This is a genomic window from Micromonospora sp. SH-82, assembly GCF_051132485.1.
Taxonomy (GTDB): domain Bacteria; phylum Actinomycetota; class Actinomycetes; order Mycobacteriales; family Micromonosporaceae; genus Micromonospora.
Window position 1 is genome coordinate 131779 of sequence record NZ_CP148049.1, and the last position, 19723, is coordinate 151501.

Annotated in this window: 21 protein-coding genes; 11 read left to right on the forward strand and 10 right to left on the reverse strand. The window is 73.0% G+C overall.

Annotated features, from left to right (window positions below; all coding sequences use genetic code 11):
- Positions 1–39 precede the first annotated feature (39 nt).
- Positions 40–1863 (forward strand): tetratricopeptide repeat protein, encoded by a 1824-nt coding sequence (locus tag WHN02_RS00550; protein ID WP_434741584.1) that lies wholly within the window; start codon positions 40–42, stop codon positions 1861–1863.
- 39 nt (positions 1864–1902) lie between these two features.
- Here WHN02_RS00550 and WHN02_RS00555 read toward each other — a convergent pair whose 3' ends face one another.
- The gene (locus WHN02_RS00555) at positions 1903–2118 is read right to left on the reverse strand and encodes a biotin/lipoyl-binding carrier protein (protein WP_434741585.1); all 216 of its coding nucleotides are present in this window, start codon (positions 2116–2118) and stop codon (positions 1903–1905) included.
- 254 nt (positions 2119–2372) lie between these two features.
- On the opposite strand from WHN02_RS00555, the gene WHN02_RS00560 reads away from it, so the two are divergent.
- Complete coding sequence (locus WHN02_RS00560; RefSeq protein ID WP_373684233.1) at positions 2373–2447, forward strand: 50S ribosomal protein bL37; 75 nt, start codon at positions 2373–2375, stop codon at positions 2445–2447.
- Between the two features lie 103 nt (positions 2448–2550).
- On the opposite strand, the gene rsrA is transcribed toward WHN02_RS00560, so the two are convergent.
- The 5 genes from rsrA to WHN02_RS00585 form a co-directional block, all read right to left on the reverse strand.
- The gene (rsrA, locus tag WHN02_RS00565) at positions 2551–2838 is read right to left on the reverse strand and encodes a mycothiol system anti-sigma-R factor (protein ID WP_350896390.1); all 288 of its coding nucleotides are present in this window, start codon (positions 2836–2838) and stop codon (positions 2551–2553) included.
- Between the two features lies 1 nt (position 2839).
- Entirely contained in the window at positions 2840–3670 is an 831-nt protein-coding gene (locus WHN02_RS00570) for a sigma-70 family RNA polymerase sigma factor (protein ID WP_434741586.1), read from the reverse strand.
- A 213-nt stretch (positions 3671–3883) separates the two neighbouring features.
- A complete protein-coding gene (locus WHN02_RS00575; protein WP_434741587.1) occupies positions 3884–4501 on the reverse strand; it encodes an alpha/beta hydrolase family protein in 618 nt (205 codons plus the stop codon).
- 59 nt (positions 4502–4560) lie between these two features.
- Positions 4561–4956: a WhiB family transcriptional regulator gene (locus WHN02_RS00580; protein ID WP_434741588.1), complete on the reverse strand. Its 396-nt coding sequence runs from the start codon at positions 4954–4956 to the stop codon at positions 4561–4563.
- A gap of 196 nt (positions 4957–5152) precedes the next feature.
- Positions 5153–5860, reverse strand: a complete 708-nt coding sequence (locus WHN02_RS00585; protein WP_434741589.1) for an SOS response-associated peptidase — start codon at positions 5858–5860, stop codon at positions 5153–5155.
- Between the two features lie 104 nt (positions 5861–5964).
- Here WHN02_RS00585 and aroA point away from each other — a divergent pair, with 104 nt between their 5' ends.
- Genes aroA through WHN02_RS00605 form a run of 4 tightly spaced genes read left to right on the forward strand, consistent with a single transcriptional unit; the run spans position 5965 to position 10256 of the window.
- Positions 5965–7266, forward strand: coding sequence for a 3-phosphoshikimate 1-carboxyvinyltransferase (gene aroA / locus WHN02_RS00590; protein ID WP_434741590.1), 1302 nt, complete (start codon positions 5965–5967; stop codon positions 7264–7266).
- Positions 7236–8372, forward strand: a complete 1137-nt coding sequence (rsgA, locus tag WHN02_RS00595; RefSeq protein WP_434741591.1) for a ribosome small subunit-dependent GTPase A — start codon at positions 7236–7238, stop codon at positions 8370–8372. Before aroA ends, rsgA begins: the two co-directional genes overlap by 31 nt.
- Before the next feature lie 24 nt (positions 8373–8396).
- Positions 8397–9200 (forward strand): histidinol-phosphatase, encoded by an 804-nt coding sequence (gene hisN / locus WHN02_RS00600; RefSeq protein WP_434741592.1) that lies wholly within the window; start codon positions 8397–8399, stop codon positions 9198–9200.
- 60 nt (positions 9201–9260) lie between these two features.
- Positions 9261–10256 carry a hypothetical protein gene (locus WHN02_RS00605; RefSeq protein WP_434744112.1) on the forward strand — a complete coding sequence of 332 codons (996 nt, stop codon included), beginning with the start codon at positions 9261–9263 and terminating at the stop codon, positions 10254–10256.
- A gap of 63 nt (positions 10257–10319) precedes the next feature.
- Here WHN02_RS00605 and WHN02_RS00610 read toward each other — a convergent pair whose 3' ends face one another.
- Entirely contained in the window at positions 10320–11519 is a 1200-nt protein-coding gene (locus tag WHN02_RS00610; RefSeq protein WP_434741593.1) for a glycosyltransferase, read from the reverse strand.
- A 300-nt stretch (positions 11520–11819) separates the two neighbouring features.
- On the opposite strand from WHN02_RS00610, the gene WHN02_RS00615 reads away from it, so the two are divergent.
- Positions 11820–12548: an ATP-binding protein gene (locus WHN02_RS00615; protein WP_434741594.1), complete on the forward strand. Its 729-nt coding sequence runs from the start codon at positions 11820–11822 to the stop codon at positions 12546–12548.
- A gap of 74 nt (positions 12549–12622) precedes the next feature.
- Positions 12623–13195 (forward strand): DUF5709 domain-containing protein, encoded by a 573-nt coding sequence (locus WHN02_RS00620; RefSeq protein WP_434741595.1) that lies wholly within the window; start codon positions 12623–12625, stop codon positions 13193–13195.
- Between the two features lie 57 nt (positions 13196–13252).
- Here WHN02_RS00620 and WHN02_RS00625 read toward each other — a convergent pair whose 3' ends face one another.
- Together WHN02_RS00625 and macS are read right to left on the reverse strand one after the other, a co-directional pair.
- Positions 13253–13900, reverse strand: coding sequence for a response regulator (locus tag WHN02_RS00625; protein ID WP_434744113.1), 648 nt, complete (start codon positions 13898–13900; stop codon positions 13253–13255).
- An 11-nt stretch (positions 13901–13911) separates the two neighbouring features.
- Positions 13912–15036, reverse strand: a complete 1125-nt coding sequence (gene macS, locus WHN02_RS00630; protein WP_434741596.1) for a MacS family sensor histidine kinase — start codon at positions 15034–15036, stop codon at positions 13912–13914.
- A 121-nt stretch (positions 15037–15157) separates the two neighbouring features.
- Between macS and WHN02_RS00635 the strand changes: the two genes are divergently transcribed.
- Together WHN02_RS00635 and glpK are read left to right on the forward strand one after the other, a co-directional pair.
- Entirely contained in the window at positions 15158–15622 is a 465-nt protein-coding gene (locus tag WHN02_RS00635) for an ATP-binding protein (RefSeq protein ID WP_434741597.1), read from the forward strand.
- Between the two features lie 156 nt (positions 15623–15778).
- Complete coding sequence (gene glpK / locus WHN02_RS00640) at positions 15779–17263, forward strand: glycerol kinase GlpK (RefSeq protein WP_434741598.1); 1485 nt, start codon at positions 15779–15781, stop codon at positions 17261–17263.
- A 10-nt stretch (positions 17264–17273) separates the two neighbouring features.
- On the opposite strand, the gene WHN02_RS00645 is transcribed toward glpK, so the two are convergent.
- Positions 17274–18107 carry a phosphoribosylaminoimidazolesuccinocarboxamide synthase gene (locus WHN02_RS00645; protein ID WP_434741599.1) on the reverse strand — a complete coding sequence of 278 codons (834 nt, stop codon included), beginning with the start codon at positions 18105–18107 and terminating at the stop codon, positions 17274–17276.
- A 196-nt stretch (positions 18108–18303) separates the two neighbouring features.
- Between WHN02_RS00645 and WHN02_RS00650 the strand changes: the two genes are divergently transcribed.
- On the forward strand, positions 18304–19659 hold the full coding sequence (locus tag WHN02_RS00650; protein ID WP_434741600.1) for an ABC transporter substrate-binding protein: 1356 nt from the start codon (positions 18304–18306) through the stop codon (positions 19657–19659).
- The last annotated feature ends 64 nt before the right edge of the window (positions 19660–19723 follow it).

Sequence of the window (19723 nt, forward strand, 5' to 3'; positions counted from 1 at the left end):
TTGCCGAACGCTGAGACCCATCACGACCGAGAGGGCTACGTGTCCGAGCAGGACGATGCCGCGCTGACGGCGGCGGAGGAACTCGCCCTGGCCCGGTTGGCGCTGGACTCCGGCGAGCTGGAACACGCGGCCGGGCACGTCGCGGGCGCGCTGGCCCAGGCGCCGACCCTGCCGGAGGTACACGAGACCCTGGCCCGGCTCGCCGCCGTCGGCGACGGGGGCGTCGAACTCTTCCCCCTCAACCACCACGCCTTCGTCGGCTCGGTGGTGGCCCGCGCACACCTGCTCGCCGCCGCCGGACGCCCGGCGGAGGGACTGGACCTCCTGGCCGCCGCCACCGGTCACTCGCCCGGCGTCGACTGGGCGGGAGTGCCCTGGGTGACCGCCCCCGAGCTGGCCGAACGCCTCGACCCGGACCGGATCGCCCGGATCCTGATGCAGATCTGCGCCGCCGTACCGGATCCGGTGCCGCCGTCCGGCCGGGCGGCCCTCGGTCCGTACCTCGCGCTCGCCCGCAACGCGGTGACGGTCCGCCCCGACCACGGGCTCCTGCTCGGCGCGGCCTCCGCGCTGGCCCGCCGGATCGGCGAGACCGAGCTGGCGGTCCGCTGGGCCACCCGGGGCGTACGCGCCCAGCCGTCCAAGCTCGGCGAGGTGTGGCTCGGGTACGCCCACCGCAGCGCCGGCCGCACCCGGGAGGCGTTGGCCGCCCTCACCCGGGCCGTCGAACACGACCCCGACGACCTCGCCGTCTACGCCGACATCGCCGGCACCCTCGCCGACAACGGGCGGCTCGACGAGGCGCTGCGCTGGATCGACCACGCCCTGGAACGTGACCCCGCCTTCGACTGTGCGGTGCACACCGCGCACCGACTGCGTTTCGCCCGCGACGGCGACGTGGCCCACCTGGTGGCCCTGACCGACTTCGTCAGGGACCACCCCGACGACACCCACGAGCACACCGACCTCGCCGAGTCCTGCCGCAGCCGCCCCTGGCTGGGGCAGCTCACCCCGGCCGGCGGCACGCTGGTGCAGGTGATCCGCCAGGCGGTGCACGACAGGCCGGCCGCCCGGGGGGAACGGCTACGGCTGGTGGCACCGGAGCCGCCCAGCGCCCTACGGACCCTCGCCGCCGCCGTCCCGGAGCTGACTGTCGAGTCGGCCACCGACGTACCCGGCCCGGACCCGCGTCAGCCCCGACGTTCGGGCACCCGACAGCTGTGGGCGTACCAGGCGGACACCGTCGCGCCCGCGATCCCCCCACCGTCCGAGGAGGCGGTACGACGGATCCGGCAGGTGGCCACCCCCGCCTGGCCGCATCCACCGGCGGCGTACGACGCGGCTGTCGGCCTGGCCACCCTCGACCTGCCCGATCTCCTCGGCCTGCTGGTGCACCCGCCCGACCCGCCCGCCACGGCGCTGGGGCGGGTCCTGAACAGCCAGGACCCCTCCCTGTGGGTGCGCTGCGTGCAGGTGTGGGCCTGTCTGGGGCTGCTGCACCACCGCACCGACGAGCCCTGGGACACCTCGGTACGCCGGGCCGTCCTGGTGGACCTGCTCTGGGGGGTGGAGGACTGGACCACCGAGGCGGCACTGTTCGCCCTGGTCACCGCCGCCTGGGTGGACCCGCAGGTACGCCCGGACGTGGCCCGGATGACCGCCGAACGGCTCGCCGACGTGGCCGAGGTGGGGCGGGAACGCCCGGTACCGATCGCCACCTCGCTGGCGTACCTGGCCCTGGCCACGCCGGAGCTGGACCGTCAGATGGTCGAGACGGCGTACCTGTTGATCGGTGGCCGACCCCGGCGCCCCGGCCGACTCCGTCGGTTCTGGTACCGGCTGACCGGTCGTCCGCTCTCCTGACCCTCCGGTGGCGGAACTCCCGAAAGGGGTCCGGGCCGGTCAGCCGATCACCGCGATCAGGTCGCCGTCCTGCACCACGTCACCCTCGTTGACGGCCAGCTGCTGGATCACACCGTCGACCTCGGCGACCACCGGGATCTCCATCTTCATCGACTCCAGGATCACCAGGGTGTCTCCTTCGGTGACGGTGTCCCCGGCGGTGGCCACGACCTTCCAGACGTTGGCCACCATCTCCGCGCGGATCTCCTCGGCCATGTTCGGGCCCTCCTCATTCCACGGTGTGTCTGGGTATCCAACCACGGTCGGAGCCCCTGGGCGCCCCCGTGCGGTCGCCACGCGGGGACGCACCGGAGCCGAGCCCGACGCAGCGAGGGCGGGGCCGCACGATCCGGGCCACCGCGACAGGCCGTAACATCAGCGGATCGGACCCCGGCGGCGCCGGGGGATCCGGTCACGACCACCGGTGCGCGGGTCGCGCGTCCGGACCGTCACCAACACGAGGAGGCCACATGGCGAAGAAGGCCCGTCGGAAGAGGGCTCGCAAGAAGAGCGCCGCCAACCACGGCAAGCGCCCCAACTCCTGAGCTGGGGACACGACGACGCCCCACCCCCGGCACCTTCTTGCAGGTGCCGACGCGAGAAGCGTGCGGGGTGGGGCGTCGATCCGTCTCCGGTCTCGCCCGGGTGTCAGTCGGCCAGTTCCCGGGAGTCGGCGGTCTCGAAGACCACCAGTTCGGTGAGGCGGCCCCGGAGCCGGGCCCGCAGCTTCTCCGGAGCGACCTCCTGACCGCAGCAGCGGGCCACGAGCGCCTTCACCTCCTGCTCGATGCCGTACTCGCGCAGGCACTGGCCGCACTCGTCGAGGTGACGCCGGATCCGTTCCCGACGTTCGTCGGCGCACTCCAGGTCGAGGTAGAGGTAGACCTCGGCGAGCACCTCACGGCAGTCCGTCTCGTGTGGCTTCCCACAGCTCACGTCACACCTCCTGGCCGGCGGCAGTGGTCGACCCACCCGAGGAGCGGGCGGCGGAGAAGCCCCGCTCGGCCGCGTACCGTTCGAGCAGCTTGCGCAGGTTGCGTCGGCCCCGGTGCAGCCGCGACATCACGGTACCGATCGGCGTACCCATGATGTCGGCGACCTCCTTGTAGGAGAAGCCCTCGACGTCGGTGAGGTAGACGGCCAACCGGAACTCCTCCGGCAGCTGCTGGAGGGCCTCCTTGACGTCGCTGTCGGGGAGCCGGTCCAGCGCCTCCGTCTCGGCGGAACGCAGCCCGCTGGAGGTGTGCGACTCGGCCTCGGCGAGCTGCCAGTCGGTGATCTCCTCGGTGGGCGCCTGGATCGGCTGGCGCTGCCGCTTGCGGTACGAGTTGATGTAGGTGTTGGTCAGGATCCGGTACAACCAGGCCTTCAGGTTGGTGCCCTGCTCGAACTGGTGGAACGCGGCATACGCCTTCAGGTACGTCTCCTGGACCAGGTCCTCGGCGTCCGCCGGGTTGCGGGTCATCCGCAGTCCGGCCGCGTAGAGCTGGTCGACGAAGGGCATCGCGTCCCGCTCGAAACGGGCCCTACGCTCGTCCGTCTTCTCGGTGGTCAACCGCACATCCCCTCGCGTCGGATGCTCCTGCGACGAGGATACGCGTTGTACGGGGGCGGCAGATCCACTTCCGGCCGTTGTGCCGCCGCTCACCGGCGGCCTGACCGACTCCCCCTTCACGGCCGTCGCCGGCCACCCGGGTCCATCCGACAGTCGCCTCACCTGTCGGGTATGCCGCTCGTCCCGTTCTCGGCACCGTGTCTCGGTCGGCACCCGCTCACCCCCCTCGGCTCTGTGTCGTCCGAGGGTGTCAACGCAACCGGACGGCCGGTGCATTCCGGGCCCCACCCGCTCCCGTTCCTGGTCCCTGTCCGGTGGGGCCGGGCGCAGGGACCAGGAAGGGCCTGGGAGGGCGGTTCCGGGCCACCCGTACCGGGCAGTCCGACACCACTCGATGCAACGAGACGCCACCGGCGGCGGAAACGGCTACCGGGCCCACCCGTGGGAGCGCAACCAGTCCAGCACCACGGCAGCCGTACCGGAGGGGTCCCGACGCAGGTCGTGGCGTTCGCCGGGACGGACGACGACCCGCACTGGGGCCGCCGTGGACTCCGGGACGCCGAAGGGGTCCCGGTCGCCGTTGACCACCAGAGTCGGCAGCCCGGTCGCCAACTCGCCCACCCGGGAACGCTCGGGTCGGCCGGGCGGGTGGATCGGGAAGGCCAGCGCGACGATGCCCACCGCACCGACCGTCCCCGCCGTCCGACAGGCCACCCGGGCACCACTGGACCGACCACCCACCAGGACCGGCCGCCCGGCCGACGCTCGGCTGCGCAGCCGGGCGAGGACCGCCACCCACGCCTGGTCGAGGTGACCGGCCGGGGCGGGGGCACGCCGACCGGCCACCCGGTACGGCTGGGTCACCCGGGCCACCAGGAGCCCGGCGGCCACCCCGGCGTCGCGGAGGGCGATCAGATCCGGCGCGTCCACCCCGCCGCCCGCACCGTGCCCGAGCACCAGCATCGCGGTCTCCGGCCCGTCCGGCCGATCCACGTCGATCCGGGCCACTCCCACAGCTGTTTCGACATTGTCCGTTTCCCGCACCCGCCTATTCTGCGCCGTGATCCGGTCTCCGGTTCACGGAGACCGGATTACGGCCGGAATCAACGGTTGGACGGCACCAGAGTGAGCAACCGGTCGCGGACCGGCGGCCCGGCCTCGTCGGCGGCATCCGGGTCCGGATCCACCTCGGTACGCCAGGCGACCAGCATGGCCCGCCTCTCCCGTGGTGTGGTGCCACCCCAGACACCGTGGCAGTCCCCGACGTCCAGCGCCCAGGCCAGGCAGGACCCCTGCACGTCGCAGCTTCGGCAGAGCGAGACGGCGGCGTCGGCCGGCTCGTTCGGCGCTGGAAAGAACGTCTCCGGATCGACGCTCTGACAGGTCCCTCTGGTCCGCCACGCCTCGTCGGAACGTCGCTCGGACAGCGCCCGCAACAGTCGCGGATCACGACGCGCAGCGGCCACTTCATGCGGACGGGGCATACGTGCCCGTGTCATCCACCCACCTCCCCCGTGGGACCGGCATGATCGACGAGCGTCGATCGCACTGTGCGAATCGACTCCCATACCGGCGCTGTGTTCTATCGCATTTGTGGACACCGGTTCAAGTCTTTGACGGGAAAAGTGCGAAGGTCTGCCCGACGATTCGTCCGCAACACTGGCAAATCAGCGCCCGACAATGCGCGGACCCGGGTCAGAAGAGAGTCGGTTCCACCGGTTGCGCACCCGGGGAGAGGGCGACCCGCTCGGTCAGCTCCGGCCCGTTGTTGCGGACGTTGCCCACCGCCGGACCGACCGGGCGGAGCTCCAGCCCGGCCAGCCACCGCGGCGGTGGCGGGTCCAGGAGGGCCGTGGGGTCGTCGACCGGCTCCAGCCAGGGCGTCCACCGGTCCGGCGGCAACAGCAGCGGCATCCGCTCGTGCACCTCGGTCAGCCGTCCCACGGCGGCGGTGGTGAGCACGCTGACGGTGTCCAGCGGGCCGTCCGACCCCTCCCAGGTCGACCAGATCCCGGCCAGGGCCAGCACCGAGCCGTCCGCCGGGGTGAGGAAGTACGCCTGCTTGCCGGTCTCGGTCCGGGTCCACTCGTACCAGCCGTCGGCCGGCACCAGACAGCGTCGACGGGCGAAGGGACGGGCGTACGCCCGACTGGTGGCGACCGTCTCCGCCCGAGCGTTGATCATGCGGGATCCGGCGGCCGGTGACTTCGCCCACGGCGGGAGCAGACCCCAGCGGGCGGTCGCCAGCGCCCGCCTGCCCTCGGCGTCGACCCGGACCACCGGCACCGTGTCCGTCGGAGCCACGTTGTGGTCCGCCCGGACCCGGCCGCCGGTGTCGTCGTACGCCTCGAACATGGCGCTGAGGTCACCCGCGCCACGGGTGGTCGCGTACCTGCCGCACATGGGGTCACGCTAACCCGCCGGACCCGCCCCCGCTGTCCCGCCAGCCGGGAGGACCGTCGACGCCCACGTCGGCATCACCGGCACGACCCGGCAGAATGGGTCCCGTGGGAGACCTGACCGCGCCCCGGACGCCGCAGCCGTGGACCGCCCCGACCGCCACCGACCCGGTCGGGACCGCCCTGCGGCTGCCCGGCTCCAAGTCGCTGACCGCCCGGGCCCTGGTGCTCAGCGCGCTGGCCAGCGGCCCGTCGACCCTGGCCCGGCCGCTGCGGGCCCGGGACACCGAGTTGATGGCCGGCGCTCTCCGGGGCATGGGCGCGCACGTGTCGATCAGCGACGACGCCCGGTGGCTGGTCCGGCCGCACCGGCTGACCGGCCCCACCCACGTCGACGTCGGCCTCGCCGGCACCGTCATGCGGTTCGTCCCGCCGATCGCCGGCCTGGCCGAGGGGCGGATCACCTTCGACGGCGACCCCCAGGCCCGGACCCGTCCGCTCGGCCCGCTGATCGGTGCCCTCCGTACCCTCGGGGTCCGCATCGACACCCCGACCGGGGGCAGCCTCCCGCTGACCGTCTCCGGCACCGGGCAGGTCACCGGCGGGGAGGTGGAGATCGACGCCTCCGCCTCCAGCCAGCTCGTCTCCGGCCTGCTGCTGGCCGCGCCCCGGTTCGACAGGGGTGTCGTGGTCCGCCACGTCGGCCCGCCCGTCCCGTCCGCCCCGCACCTGCGGATGACCGTCCGGCTGCTGCGGGCCGCCGGGGCCGCCGTCGACGACACCACCCCCGACGTCTGGGTCGTCGAGCCCGGGCCGTTGACCGGACGGGGATGGGAGATCGAACCGGACCTCTCCGGCGCTGTCCCGTTCTTCGCCGCCGCGCTGGTCACCGGGGGCGAAGTGACGTTGCAGGGTTGGCCCCCGCGCAGCACCCAACCCGTCGAACAGCTCCGCGAGCTGCTGCACCGGATGGGTGGCGAGGTCGCCCTGACCACCGACGGGCTGACCGTGCGCGGCACCGGCAGGGTGCACGGGATCGACGCCGACCTGTCCGACGTCAGCGAGCTGACCCCGGTGTTCACCGCCCTGGCGGCGGTCGCCGACTCGCCGTCACGGCTCACCGGGGTGGCCCACATCCGGGGGCACGAGACCGACCGGCTGACCGCCCTGGCCACCGAGTTCACCGCCCTCGGCGCGGACGTCACCGAGCTCGCCGACGGGTTGGAGATCCGGCCCCGCCCGATGCGCGGGGCGCCCTTCCGCACCTACCACGACCACCGGATGGCGCACGCCGCAGCGGTCGCCGGGCTGGTCGTCGCAGGGGTCGAGGTGGACGACATCGGCTGTACCTCCAAGACCATGCCCGAGTTCCCGGCACTATGGTCAGCGATGGTGACCGGCGAGAACTGACGCGACAGGGGGCAGGGGTCCTGGCGACCAAGAAGCGCGAGTACGACGAGGACGACGTCCGGGTCCGGCCGGGGAGGTCGTCGCGACCCCGTACCCGTAACCGCCCCCGGCACGACGACGCGGTGGACGGTTTCGTGATCGGCGTGGACCGGGGCCGTTACACCTGCGTGCGGCAGGACGCCGACCCGGACGCCCCACTGGTCACCGCGATGCGCGCCCGGGAACTGGGGCGCAAGTCGGTGGTGGTCGGCGACCGGGTGGGGCTGGTCGGGGACGTCTCCGGGGCGGACGGGGCGCTGGCCCGGATCGTCCGGATCGCCGAACGCCGTTCGGTGCTGCGACGCACCGCCGACGACGACGAGACCACCGCCGAGGGGAGACTGGAACGGGTGGTGGTGGCCAACGCCGACCAACTCGTGATCGTCAGCGCGTTGGCCGACCCGCCGCCCCGGACCGGATTCGTCGACAGGTGCCTGGTGGCCGCGTACGACGCCGACATCGAGCCGCTGCTCTGCCTGACCAAGGCCGACCTGGCCGGTCCGGAGAAGATCCTCGACTACTACACCGAACTGGAACTGCCGTACGTGCTGATCCGCCCCGACTCGGACCTGGCCGCGCTCCGCGCGCTGCTCGCCGGTCGGGTGTCGGTCCTGGTCGGACACTCCGGGGTGGGCAAGTCGACGCTCGTCAACCGGTTGGTGCCGGACGCGGACCGGGCGGTCGGCGTGGTCAGCGCGATCGGCCGGGGTCGGCACACCTCGACCAGCGCTGTGGTGCTGCGGTTGCCTGTCGCGTCCGGGGCCGACGACGACCCGGGATGGATCGTGGACACCCCGGGGATCCGCAGCTTCGGGCTGGCCCACGTCAGCGCCGACAGCCTGCTGCACGGTTTCCCCGACCTGGTCGAGGGGACCGTGGAGTGCCCGCCGAACTGTCCACACACCGCCGACGAGACCGACTGCGCACTGGACGCCTGGGTGGCCTCCGGTCGGGCCGACGACCGGCGGCTGGGGTCGTACCGACGGCTGCTGGCCTCCCGCGCCGGGGAGGCCGACCCACGGTCGGGTGAGCCGCCGGAGGCCGGTGACCCACCCTCGGGCGGCTGACGACTGCCGGTTACCGTCTGTGGCATGAGCCGGTACGCCGACGATCTCGCCCTAGCCCACCTGCTCGCCGACCGGGCGGACGCCGTGTCGAGCGCCCGGTTCCGCGCCCTCGACCTGCGGGTCGAGGCCAAGCCGGACCTCACCCCGGTCAGCGACGCGGACACCGCCGTGGAGCGGGAGATCCGTGCCCTGCTGGCCGAGCACCGGCCGGACGACGGGCTGCTCGGCGAGGAGTACGGCGAGCAGCCGGCCGCCACGCCGGACGGGCGTCGGTGGGTGGTGGATCCGATCGACGGCACCAAGAACTTCATCCGGGGCGTGCCGATCTGGGCCACCCTCGTCGCCCTCTTGGAGGGGGACACCCCGGTGCTGGGGCTGGTCTCCGCCCCGGCCCTGGGACGGCGCTGGTGGGCGGCGACCGGGGCGGGTGCGTACGCCGGCCCCGACGCCGCCGGTGGCGTGCCCATCCGGGTCTCCGGCGTCCGCGACCTCGCCGACGCCAGCTTCTGCTACGCCTCCCTGGACGGGTGGATCGCCCGGGGACGCCTCGACGGGATGCTCGGGCTGATGCGTGACACCTGGCGGAGCCGGGCCTACGGGGACTTCTACGGTTACATGCTGCTCGCCGAGGGTGCACTCGACGCCATGGTGGAGCCGGAACTGTCCCTGTGGGACATCGCCGCCCTGGTCCCCATCGTCACCGAGGCCGGAGGGCTGCTCACCGACCTGACCGGCGCGAACGCCCCCGGCGACGGCAGCGCGGTGGGGAGCAACGGGCTCCTGCACGCCGAAGTGCTGGCCCGGCTGGGCCGGCCGGCCGACGACTGATCGCCGGCAACCCTCTATCCTCGCCAGGTGTCCACATCCGGTTGGTGCTTCCTGGCAGCGATGATCGTCGCTTACGGCTTCGCCAACCTCCTCCAGTCGATCGCCGCGACCCGGACCACCGTCAACCACACCTTCGATCCGGGTCTCCTGCTGCGACTGGCCGGGCACCGCACCTACCTGGTGGGGCTGGGCTTCCAGATCGCCGCGTTCGTCCTGGCCTTCCTGGCCCGACGGGACCTGCCGCTGTTCCTGGTGCAGGCGAGTGTGGCGGCCGGGCTGGGGGTCACCGCCGTGCTCGGGGTGGTGGTGCTGAAGTGGCGGCTGCCCCTCGCCGAGGTGGCCCTGTTGGCACTCCTGCTGGTCGGGATCACCGCGCTGGTGCTCTCCGCCGAGCCGGCCCAGTCGAGCCCGCTCGGCACCGCCGGCATGATCGCCCTCCTGGTCGCGTTGGGCGTGATCGCGGTGTTGGGGGTCTTCGCGGTCCGCCTGCACGGTTCGCCCGGTTCGGTGGCGCTCGGGTCGCTGGCCGGGTTGGCGTTCTCCGCGGCAGCGGTGGCGGCCCGTCCGTTGGCCTCGGTGGCCTCGACGGAGGCGTTCTTCCGCAACCCGCTGCTCTACCTGCTCATCGCCCACTCCCTCGTCGGGCAGCTGCTGCTCGGCCTGGCCATGCAGCGGGGGTCGACCACGGCTGCGGTGGCCGCGATGGACGCCGCCGGGGCGGTTCCCGCCGCCATCGTCGGTCTGCTGCTGCTCAACGACCAGATCTGGCCGGGCCGGGAGTGGCTGGCCGCCACCGGTTTCCTGGCCACCCTCGCCGCCGTCATCGGCCTCACCCGGTACGCCAAACCGCAGCACGGGCACGCCGTCGCCCGTCTCGCCGTCGAGGGCGCCGACGTCGGCACCGGGGTCGGGACCGGCGTCGGCACTGGAGTCGGGACCGGCGTCGGCACCGGGGGCGGGGAGGCCCCCGCCGGGCGTCGTGCCCCGGCGGCGCGTACGAGCCACGAGGGTCACCCGACGGTGGGACTGCCGACCCCGGCCCGACGCAGCGGCTGACTCAGCGGTCGGTTCAGCAGCTGACGCAGCGGCTGACTCAGCAGCGCTGACGCAGCGGTCGGCTCAGGCCTTGACCGGGCGTCGCAACCCGACCACCCGCTCGTAGAGCCGTTCCAACGCCCCGGCGGTCCGTTCCCACGTGTAGCTGCACCGGACCCGGTCCACCGCCGCGTGGCCGTACGCGAACCGACCGGCGTTGTCGGCGAGCAGCCGCCGCAGCTGGACGCCGAGCGCCCGGACGTCGCCGGGGGGCACCAGCTTGCCGGTGACCTCGTCGACCACCGCGTCGGCGAGTCCGCCCATGGCGTATCCGACCACCGGTACGCCACAGGCCATCGCCTCCAGCGACACCCGCCCGGCGGAGGAGTAGTGCGGGGTGCAGGCGACCACGTCGGCCGAGCGGTACCAGGTGGCCATCTGGTCGTGCGGCACCCCACCGACCAGGCGTACCTGGTCGGCGACGCCGTGTCGTTCGGCCAGCTCCCGCAGCCGACGGGCCTCGGCGTGGTTGGCCAGCCGGTCGGCGGGCGGCCCTCCGGCGATGACCAGTTCCACGTCGCCGACCAGCCGCATCGCCCGGATCAGGTCCTCCTGTCCGTGCCCGGCCGACAGGCCGCCGACGGACAGGATCCGGGACCGCTGCTCCCGGGGTGCCGCCTCGCCGTCGGGGTGGAACCGCTCGACGTCGACGCCGGCCGGGACCATGGCCACCGAGGCGCGTTGCAGGCCCATCCGGGTCAGCTCGTCGACCTCGTCGTTGCACTGGGCGACGGCGATGTCCACCGCCCGGGTCAACGCCCGTTCCAGTGGGATCCGCTCCCCCGGCCCGTCGTACCCCCGGCCCAGGTGCCGCAGCTGCTCGACCCCGAGCGAGTGGAAGGTCTGGACCACCGGGATGTCGGTGTCCCGTACGGCGGTGGCGGCGGCGAGGCCGCCGATCCAGTAGTGACCGTGTACGACGTCCGGCCGCCAGGCACCCGACCACCGCTCGCTGAGCCAGCGCCCGAACTCGGGTACGTGCCCGACCAGCGCGGCGGTGGCCGTCGGCGCGGTGGGGCCGACCGGGACCCGCTCCAGCAGGTACCCGTCGACCTGGGTCGACTCGGCCGAACCAGATTCCTCACGACGTTCGTAGACCCGGACGTCGTGCCCCCGCGCGGCCAGTTCGGCGGCGACCCGGGCGATGTGCTGGTGGGTGCCGACGGCGGGGCCGTCGAGGTGCGGGAACGGGCCGGCGTGTGCACAGACAAGGCCGACGCGCATGGGTCACCTCCATGCGTTCTGCGAGCGGGTGGTCCTCCGGTCAGAGCGTCCCATTAACCGAGCCCCGAGAGGCCCAAACCTGACAGATCGGGATCGGTCAGGCGAGCCGGGCCGGGTCACAGCAGCCCGAACGGCCCGATCGGTGGCCGGGATCCGGGGCGGTCACCGACCCTCTCGACCACGCAGCGACGCTCCGGTCACCATCGGTGGCTCCACCACCGGTCGTCTCCGCCGGCAGATGCACACTGCGTACTCGACGTGCACAATGACAGGATTATGCCGACGGACGCGCAATGCCTGGTGGGAACGGATGGATCGACCACTGTCGTCCCCCTGACCGGGACCCTGGACGCCGCCGACATCGCCACCGTACGTGACATTCTGCTCACCTGTCTCTGGGAGCGCGCGGGTCCGACGGTGATCGACCTGTCCGGTCTCGCCAGCATCGTCCCCGCCGCCCGGGGGATGTTCGCCAACCTCGACCGGGAGGTCGCCGACTGGCCCGGGACGGAGCTGGCCATCCTCGACCCGAACAGGGTGACCTGCCCACCCGGGACGACGGCCCCACCCGACGGCCCCGCCGTGCATCCGACCCTGACCTCGGCGCTGACCGCCCTCGGCGCGACCTTCCGACCCCGGTCGGTGGGTCTGTCCCTGGCGCCGGTGGTGGGCGCGGCACGGGAGGCCCGGACCCTGGTCACCGAGAACTGCGTCCGCTGGGGGCTGCCGGAGCTGGTCGAGCCGGGGTGCATCGCGATCACCGAGATGGTCAACAACGCGGTGGCGCACGCCCGGACCGGGATGAGCCTGCGGCTGGCCAGCCGGGCGGACGCGCTGCACGTGGCGGTCCGCGACCAGTCCCACCGGCAGCCGTCGTTCACCGGGCTCGCCCCGCCGACCTCGACCGGCGGCCGGGGGATGCTCCTGATCGACACCGTCGCCCGGCGCTGGGGCAGCACCGACGTTCCGGCGGGCAAGGTCGTCTGGTGCGTCCTGTACGCCGAGGACGAGGCCGCCTTCCTCCGCTGAACGACCCGGCCCTGGCGGGCGTTTCGCAGGCTCCGGATCGGTTACCCGGCAGAGGCAACGGGTAGTGCTCCATCATGCGCGACGACGAGTACCCGACCCCCCTGTCCGATCCTGAGGCGCAGGGGCTGCCCGACACCGCCGACGACGACTCCACCGCCTACGACGACGTGGCCACCGGTCGGGAGGCCGACGGCCCGGAGCCGGCCCAGCTTCCCGGTGACCGCATGCCGGTGGCGGTCGACAGGTTCGGCACCACGCCGGACGAGCAGCTCGACGGTGAGTCCCTGGACAGCAAGCTCGCCCGCGAGCAGTACGAGCGTCCGGCAGACGACCCGCTCGCCGGGCCGGTGGACCCGGACATCGCCGCGGAGGCCGACAGCGAGGAGGCCGCCGCGCAGGCCCAGCTCGACGCGGACGTGATGAATCCCGGTCCGACCTCCGACCCGAACTCCCCGGTCTCCCTGTACGACCACGGCCAGTTGGGTTCGACCGCCGACGCCCAGGTGGGTCGCCTGGTCGAACCAGACGAAGGGGTCCGTTCGGACCAGGACAGCGACTCCGTCGCCTACGACGCCGGTTCCGCCGGGGGTGGCGCGAGCGCCGAGGAGCTGGCGATCCACGAGACCCGGCCACCGGCCTCGTACTGAGGGGCCGACCGGCATCCAGGCGCCGCAGGTCCGACCGGCACCCGGCACCCGGGGGCCTCAGTCGTCGAGGCCCTGCTCGATGGCGTAGCGGGTCAACTCGACCCGGTTGTGCAGCTGAAGCTTGCCCAGGGTGTTCTGGACGTGGTTCTGCACCGTCCGGTGGGACAGACCGAGCCGCTCGGCGATCTGCTTGTAGGACAGCCCCTTGGCGACCAGACGCAGCACCTCGGTCTCCCGCTCGGTCAGCCGGGGTGCGCCCTCCCCCCGGTCCGTCCCGCCGTCGCCGGGGCCACCGGCGGCGAGGCGGCGGTACTCGCCGAGGACCAGACCGGCCAGGCCGGGAGTGAAGACCGGCTCCCCGGCGGCGGTCCGGCGGACCGCGTCCAGGAACTCCGCCGGGGCGGCGGACTTCAGCAGGTAGCCGGTGGCCCCGGCCTTCACCGCGTCGAGGACGCTCTGCTGCTCCCCACTGGCCGAGAGCATCAGCACCCGGACGTCGGGCAACGAGGACCGTAGACCGTGGACCACCTCGACGCCGGAGATGTCGGGCAGTTGCAGGTCCAGCACCACCAGGTCGGGGCGGGCGGCCGGGGCCACCCGGAGTGCCTGCCGTCCCTCACCACTCGTGGCCACCACCAGGTGCCCGGCCTCGGTCAGGTCCCGGGCCACCCCCTCGCGCCACATCGGGTGGTCGTCGACCACCATCACCCGGACGCTCACCCGGCGCTCCGGGGCACTACCAGTTCCACCTCGGTCCCGGTGCCGGGCGCGGAATGGACCCGGACCGCCCCGCCCAGGTCGCCGACCCGCCCCCGGATGGACTGGGCGAACCCCAGCCGACCCTGCCGGGCCGCCTCGTCGAGCCGCTCCTGCGACATCCCCGGCCCCTCGTCGCGTACGGACACCGTCACCGTCTCCCCCTCGTCCTCGATCAACACCCACGCCCGTCCCCCGGCGTGCCGCTCGACGTTGTCCAGCGCCGCCCCGGTCGCCGCCGCCAGTTCCCGGGCCACCGGGGCGGGCAACGGTACCGGGGTGGCCGGTGCCGACACCGACACCCCCGCCGAGGCGTACCGGCCCAGCAGGGTGCGGACGTCCAGGTCGGCACCGGTCGGTGGACCCGCACCCGCCTCCGGGGCGGTGATCAGGGCACGCAGCGCCGCCTCCTGTTCACCGGCCAGGCGGGCCAGTTCACCGGCCTCCCCGTCCAGGTCCGCCCCGCGCCGCTGCACCAGGGCCAGCACCTGGAGCACCGAGTCGTGGATGTCGCGCGCCAGCCGCTCCCGCTCCCGGGTCGCCGCCTCCAACTCCACAGCCCGTTGCAGCCGTTCCTCGGCGGTCGCGGCCAGTCGGGCGACGTGCCCGACCACCACCCCGGCGAGCAGCGCCAGGATCGGCCCGGTGAACGAGGAGTCGCCGATCTGCTCACGGGTGGCCAGGTCCGCCGCGCCGACCAGCAGCGCGGCCACCGTGCCGCGACGCCGCCCCCCGGAGACCGCCCAGGCCAGCACCGGGCCACCGAGCCAGGCCACGGCCAGGGTGGGCACCCCGGCCGCCAACGCCTCCCGACCCACCACCCAGGGGGTGACCAGCAGGATCCCGAGCACCACCCCGAGGTCGGCCAGCAGCAGCGGGAACCGACGCCAGGACGGTCGGGCGTACCCGGCGGCGGCCACCACGGTCCAGGCCAGCATCACCAGCAGGACGGCCGCTGCGGCGAACGGGTGGGCGTACCGGTCGTAGTCGCGCAGCACCAGCACGCAGACGTACCCCAGGGAGGCGAACCGGAACACCGCGACAGCCCGCCAGAGCGGGACCTCGAAACCACCGGCCGGGGACATGGGCGACACGATGCCACAACCGGAGAGCCGAGCCGGAGGTCAGCCGGCCCACGGCGTCGGCGGCTGGGCGTACGATGGCGGAAACCGCGACGCCACCCAAGATCCATCGGCGGTACCCGCCATGCCGGACGCAAACGCCCCTGCACCACGTACGGTTGTGCCCATCGAACCTTTCGTCCTCATCGCCGAGGCCTTCGACGAGGGCCGGGTGACCGAGTTACGCCACTCGGTCACCTCCTGCGCGTACGCAGCGGGGCTACGAGGGCAGAGCCTGGACGACTTCGTCCTGGCCGTCAACGAGCTGATCACCAACGCGGTCCGGCACGGCGGCGGGCACGGCTGGCTGCGGCTGTGGCCGGACGGGACACAGCTGATCTGCGAGGTCGCCGACCACGGGCACGGGATCAGCGAGCAGCGCCTCGGCGACCGGAGCCGGCCCGCCCCGGAGACCGCTGGCGGTTGGGGGCTCTGGCTGGCCCGGAAGCTCAGCGACACCATGGAGGTGGAGACCGGCGACTCCGGCACCGTCGTCCGGATCAGCGCCACCGTCGGTACCGACCACCACGCCCGCCCCGGTCCCGGCTGACCGGTCGGCCCTGCCCGCCGCACGCGTGCTCACCTGCACCGCCCGGCCCGCCGCACGGTGGGACCTGCGGCCGCCCGTCCCCGCCGCACTGGAGGACCTCGGCGGCCCGCCGTCCGTCGGACGGCGCACCGGTGCCGGATTCGGTACGGTGCTGCGATGACCCCGCAGTACGTGGCCGCCATCGACCAGGGCACCACCTCCTCCCGGTGCATCGTCTTCGACCGGGCCGGGGAGGTCGTCTCCGTGGCGCAGCGGGAGCACCGGCAGCTCTTCCCCCGGCCCGGCTGGGTGGAGCACGACGCCGAGGAGATCTGGGAGAACGTCCAGTCGGTGGTCCGGGAGGCCCTCGCCGCCGCCGGCACCGACCCCGCCGGGCTCGCCGCCGTGGGCATCACCAACCAGCGGGAGACCACAGTGGTGTGGGACCGGTCCACCGGGCGACCGGTCGCCAACGCGATCGTCTGGCAGGACACCCGTACCGGCCCGCAGCTGCGCGAACTCGACCGGACCCACGGCGAACAGCGGGTACGGGAGCGGACCGGGCTGACCCTGGCGACGTACTTCGCCGGGCCGAAGCTGCGCTGGCTGCTCGATCACACCGAGGGGTTGCGCGAGCGGGCCGAACGCGGCGAGGTGCTCTTCGGCACCATGGACAGCTGGTTGATCTGGAAACTGACCGGGCGGCACGTCACCGACGTCACCAACGCCAGCCGGACGATGCTGATGGATCTGCAGACCCTCGACTGGGACGCCGACCTCCTCGACGCCCTGGGTGTCCCGGCGGGGATGTTGCCGCAGATCTGCTCCTCCTCCGAGGTGTACGGCACCGCGGAGGGGGTCCTCGCCGGGGTCCCGGTGGCCAGTGCGCTCGGTGACCAGCAGGCGGCCCTGTTCGGGCAGACCTGCTTCTCCGCAGGCGAGGCCAAGTGCACGTACGGCACCGGCAGTTTCCTCCTGCTCAACACCGGCACCGGTCCGGTCACCTCCAGCCACGGGCTGCTGACCACCGTGGCGTACCGGATCGGCGACCAGCCCGCCTCGTACGCCCTGGAGGGGGCCATCGCGGTCACCGGCGCACTGGTGCAGTGGCTCCGGGACAACCTGGGTCTGATCTCCACCGCCGCCGAGGTGGAGGAGCTGGCCCGGAGCGTGGACGACAACGGCGGCTGCTACGTCGTGCCGGCCTTCTCCGGGCTGTTCGCCCCGCACTGGCGCTCCGACGCCCGGGGGGTCATCGCCGGGTTGACCGGCTACATCACCAAGGGGCACCTGGCCCGGGCTGCGCTGGAGGCCTCGGCCTGGCAGACCCGGGAGGTGGTCGACGCGATGAACGCCGACTCCGACGTGGCGCTGCGCCGGTTGCGGGTGGACGGCGGGATGACCGCCAACGGCCTGCTGATGCAGTTCCTCGCCGACGTTCTGGACGTTCCGGTGGTCCGGTCCCGGATCACCGAGACCACCTGCCTCGGTGCCGCGTACGCCGCGGGGCTGGCCGTCGGGTTCTGGCCCGACCTTGCCACGCTGCGGGCACAGTGGCGCTCCGACGCCCAGTGGACCTCCACGATGGATCCCGCCCACCGGGAGGGTGAGCTGCACAACTGGCGCAAGGCGGTGCAGCGCACCCTCGACTGGGAGGACTGACCTCGGCCGGTCAGTCCCAGCGCTCGCCGGTGAGCTTCTCGTACACCTCGACGTACCGGGCGCGGGTCGCCTCGACCACCTCGGCGGGGACCTCGGGCGCAGGCGCCTGCTTGTCCCATCCGGCGGCGACGGACCAGTCCCGGACGTGCTGCTTGTCGAAGGAGAACTGGGCCCGACCCGGCTGGTACGACGGGGCCGGCCAGAACCGGGACGAGTCGGAGGTGAGGACCTCGTCGCCGAGGATCAGGGTCCCGTCCGCCGCCCACCCCAACTCGATCTTGGTGTCGGCGACCAGGATCCCCCGGTCGGCGGCGATCTCGGCGCCCCGGCAGTAGACGGCGACGGTGATGTCGCGCAGCCGCTCGGCGGTCTCCGCGCCGACGGTGTCCACCACGTCGGCGAAGGTGATCGGCTCGTCGTGCTCGCCGACGGGGGCCTTGGTGGTCGGCGTGAAGATCGGCTCCGGCAGGATCGAGGCCTCGACCAGTCCTCGGGGCAGCTCCACCCCGCAGACGGCACCGGTGCGCTGGTACTCGGCCAGCCCGCTGCCGGTGAGGTACCCACGGGCTACGCACTCGACGGGGACCATGTCCAACCGGCGGCACCGGATCGCCCGTCCGGCGAACTCCGCCGGGACGTCGGTGCTGGAGATGACGTGGTTGGGCACCAGGTCGGCGAGCTGGTCGAACCACCACAGGGAGAGCGCGGTGAGCAGCCGCCCCTTGTCGGGAATGGGCGTCGGCAGCACCACGTCGAAGATCGAGATCCGGTCGGTGGCGACCAGGATGAGGTCGTCACCGTCGGCGTAGAGGTCCCTGACCTTGCCAGAGTGCAGAAGTTCCACGGCCCTAGTACACCATGGGGAACCGCCGTGACCGGCGTCACCACCGAAGGCCGACACCGACCACCGTCGTCGATCGACTGACCGTACGGCCCGGTGCACCTACCGCTGCGGAGGAGGGGCGGCCGTTGACACTACCGCCCGCGACCTGTGTAAATGGTCCGACCGCGGCCACTGCTCGGCACCGAGGAGTCTTCCCTTGCCCGCCCCCCGACGCATCCTGCCCACCGCCCGGCGCTCGCCACTGTCGCGTGCGGACGCCGACCCCGGCCGTCGGCGGCTGCTCACCGCGTTCCTGGGTCTGCCAGTGCTCACCTCGGGCGCTCTCGCCGGCTGCACCGAGGACGAGGCCGCCCAGGTCCGAGACGAACCGATCGAGCTGTCGATCTTCTGGTGGGGCAACGAGCTGCGGGCGGAGAACACCGAGCGGGCGCTCCGCCTCTACACCGCCCGTAACCCCCGGGTCACCTTCAAGGTCACCTGGCAGGGCAACCCCGGCTACTACGACCGGCTCGCCACCCAGGCCGCCGGCGGCAACCCTCCCGACCTGTTCCAGATCGACGACAACTTCCTCGCCGAGTACGCCCAGCGGGAGATCCTGTACGACCTCAGTGGACACCGGGAGGACCACCGGCTGGACCTCCGTCAGCTCCCCGAGAGCCTGGCGAGTTACGCCGAGGTCGGTGGTCGCACCATGGCGGTGGCCGCCGCCCAGAACACCCCGGCGATGGCGTTCAACCGGACCCTCCTGCGTCGGCTCGGCCTGCCCGAGCCCACGATGGGGATGTCCTACCCGGAGTTCCTGGCCTGGGCCGAGCAGGTCACCCGCACCTCCGACGGCCGGGTCGCCGGCACCATGGACCCGTCCGGGGACTACCGGCCGTTCTGGCTGTGGCTGCGGTCGCGCAACGCCGAGCTGTACCGGGGCCGACGGCTCGGCTTCACCACCACCGACATGGTCGACTGGCTCGACCTGTGGCAGCAGGCCCGCTCCAACAAGGCCACCCCGCGCCTGCGGCTGCTACTGCGGACTGTCGACAGCGACCCCAGCCGACAGCTCATCGTCACCGGCGACACGGCCGCCTCGTTCATCTGGTCCAACCAGCTCGCCGACCTCCAGAGCCACACCGACGACGAACTCGACCTGGTCAGCTGCCCCGGCCCACCCGCGGCACACTGGGCCCGGGCCTCGATGTACTGGGCGGCCTTCCGGGGCACCCGACACCCGGACGCCGCCGTCGACGTGATCAACTTCCTGACCAACAACCTGGAGGTCGGCCAGGCCCTCGGCATCGAACGAGGGCTCAGCGCCAACCTCGGGGTCCGCCGGTACGTCCAGGAGAACATCGCCGACGAAGCGGTCCGCCGCAGCGCCGCCTTCGAGGCGACCCTGGCCGACCGGTTCGGTCCCGCGCCGGCTCCGCCGCCGAAGGGCCATGCCAAGGTACGGCGTCTGCTGACCGCCACGGCGACGAGCGTGCAGACCGGCGACGAGTCGGTCCGGGAAGCCGCCTCCCGATTCGTCGCCGAAGCCGGCGCAGCCCTCGCCGAGTGACCCTCGCCGGCCCCACGCCCTCAGCCCGAGCCCGGTAACCACCACCGACCTGAGGGCCGGAGCC

What these genes read in the sequence shown, in the direction of transcription:
- WHN02_RS00555 (WP_434741585.1), bottom strand. Translation starts at nt 2,118, where the DNA reads ATGGCCGAGGAGATCCGCGCGGAGATGGTGGCCAACGTCTGGAAGGTC.
- WHN02_RS00580 (WP_434741588.1), bottom strand. Translation starts at nt 4,956, where the DNA reads ATGACACGGGCACGTATGCCCCGTCCGCATGAAGTGGCCGCTGCGCGT.
- WHN02_RS00585 (WP_434741589.1), bottom strand. Translation starts at nt 5,860, where the DNA reads ATGTGCGGCAGGTACGCGACCACCCGTGGCGCGGGTGACCTCAGCGCC.
- rsgA (WP_434741591.1), top strand. Translation starts at nt 7,236, where the DNA reads ATGGTCAGCGATGGTGACCGGCGAGAACTGACGCGACAGGGGGCAGGG.
- hisN (WP_434741592.1), top strand. Translation starts at nt 8,397, where the DNA reads ATGAGCCGGTACGCCGACGATCTCGCCCTAGCCCACCTGCTCGCCGAC.
- WHN02_RS00605 (WP_434744112.1), top strand. Translation starts at nt 9,261, where the DNA reads ATGATCGTCGCTTACGGCTTCGCCAACCTCCTCCAGTCGATCGCCGCG.
- WHN02_RS00610 (WP_434741593.1), bottom strand. Translation starts at nt 11,519, where the DNA reads ATGCGCGTCGGCCTTGTCTGTGCACACGCCGGCCCGTTCCCGCACCTC.
- WHN02_RS00620 (WP_434741595.1), top strand. Translation starts at nt 12,623, where the DNA reads ATGCGCGACGACGAGTACCCGACCCCCCTGTCCGATCCTGAGGCGCAG.
- WHN02_RS00625 (WP_434744113.1), bottom strand. Translation starts at nt 13,900, where the DNA reads ATGGTGGTCGACGACCACCCGATGTGGCGCGAGGGGGTGGCCCGGGAC.
- macS (WP_434741596.1), bottom strand. Translation starts at nt 15,036, where the DNA reads ATGTCCCCGGCCGGTGGTTTCGAGGTCCCGCTCTGGCGGGCTGTCGCG.
- WHN02_RS00635 (WP_434741597.1), top strand. Translation starts at nt 15,158, where the DNA reads ATGCCGGACGCAAACGCCCCTGCACCACGTACGGTTGTGCCCATCGAA.
- glpK (WP_434741598.1), top strand. Translation starts at nt 15,779, where the DNA reads ATGACCCCGCAGTACGTGGCCGCCATCGACCAGGGCACCACCTCCTCC.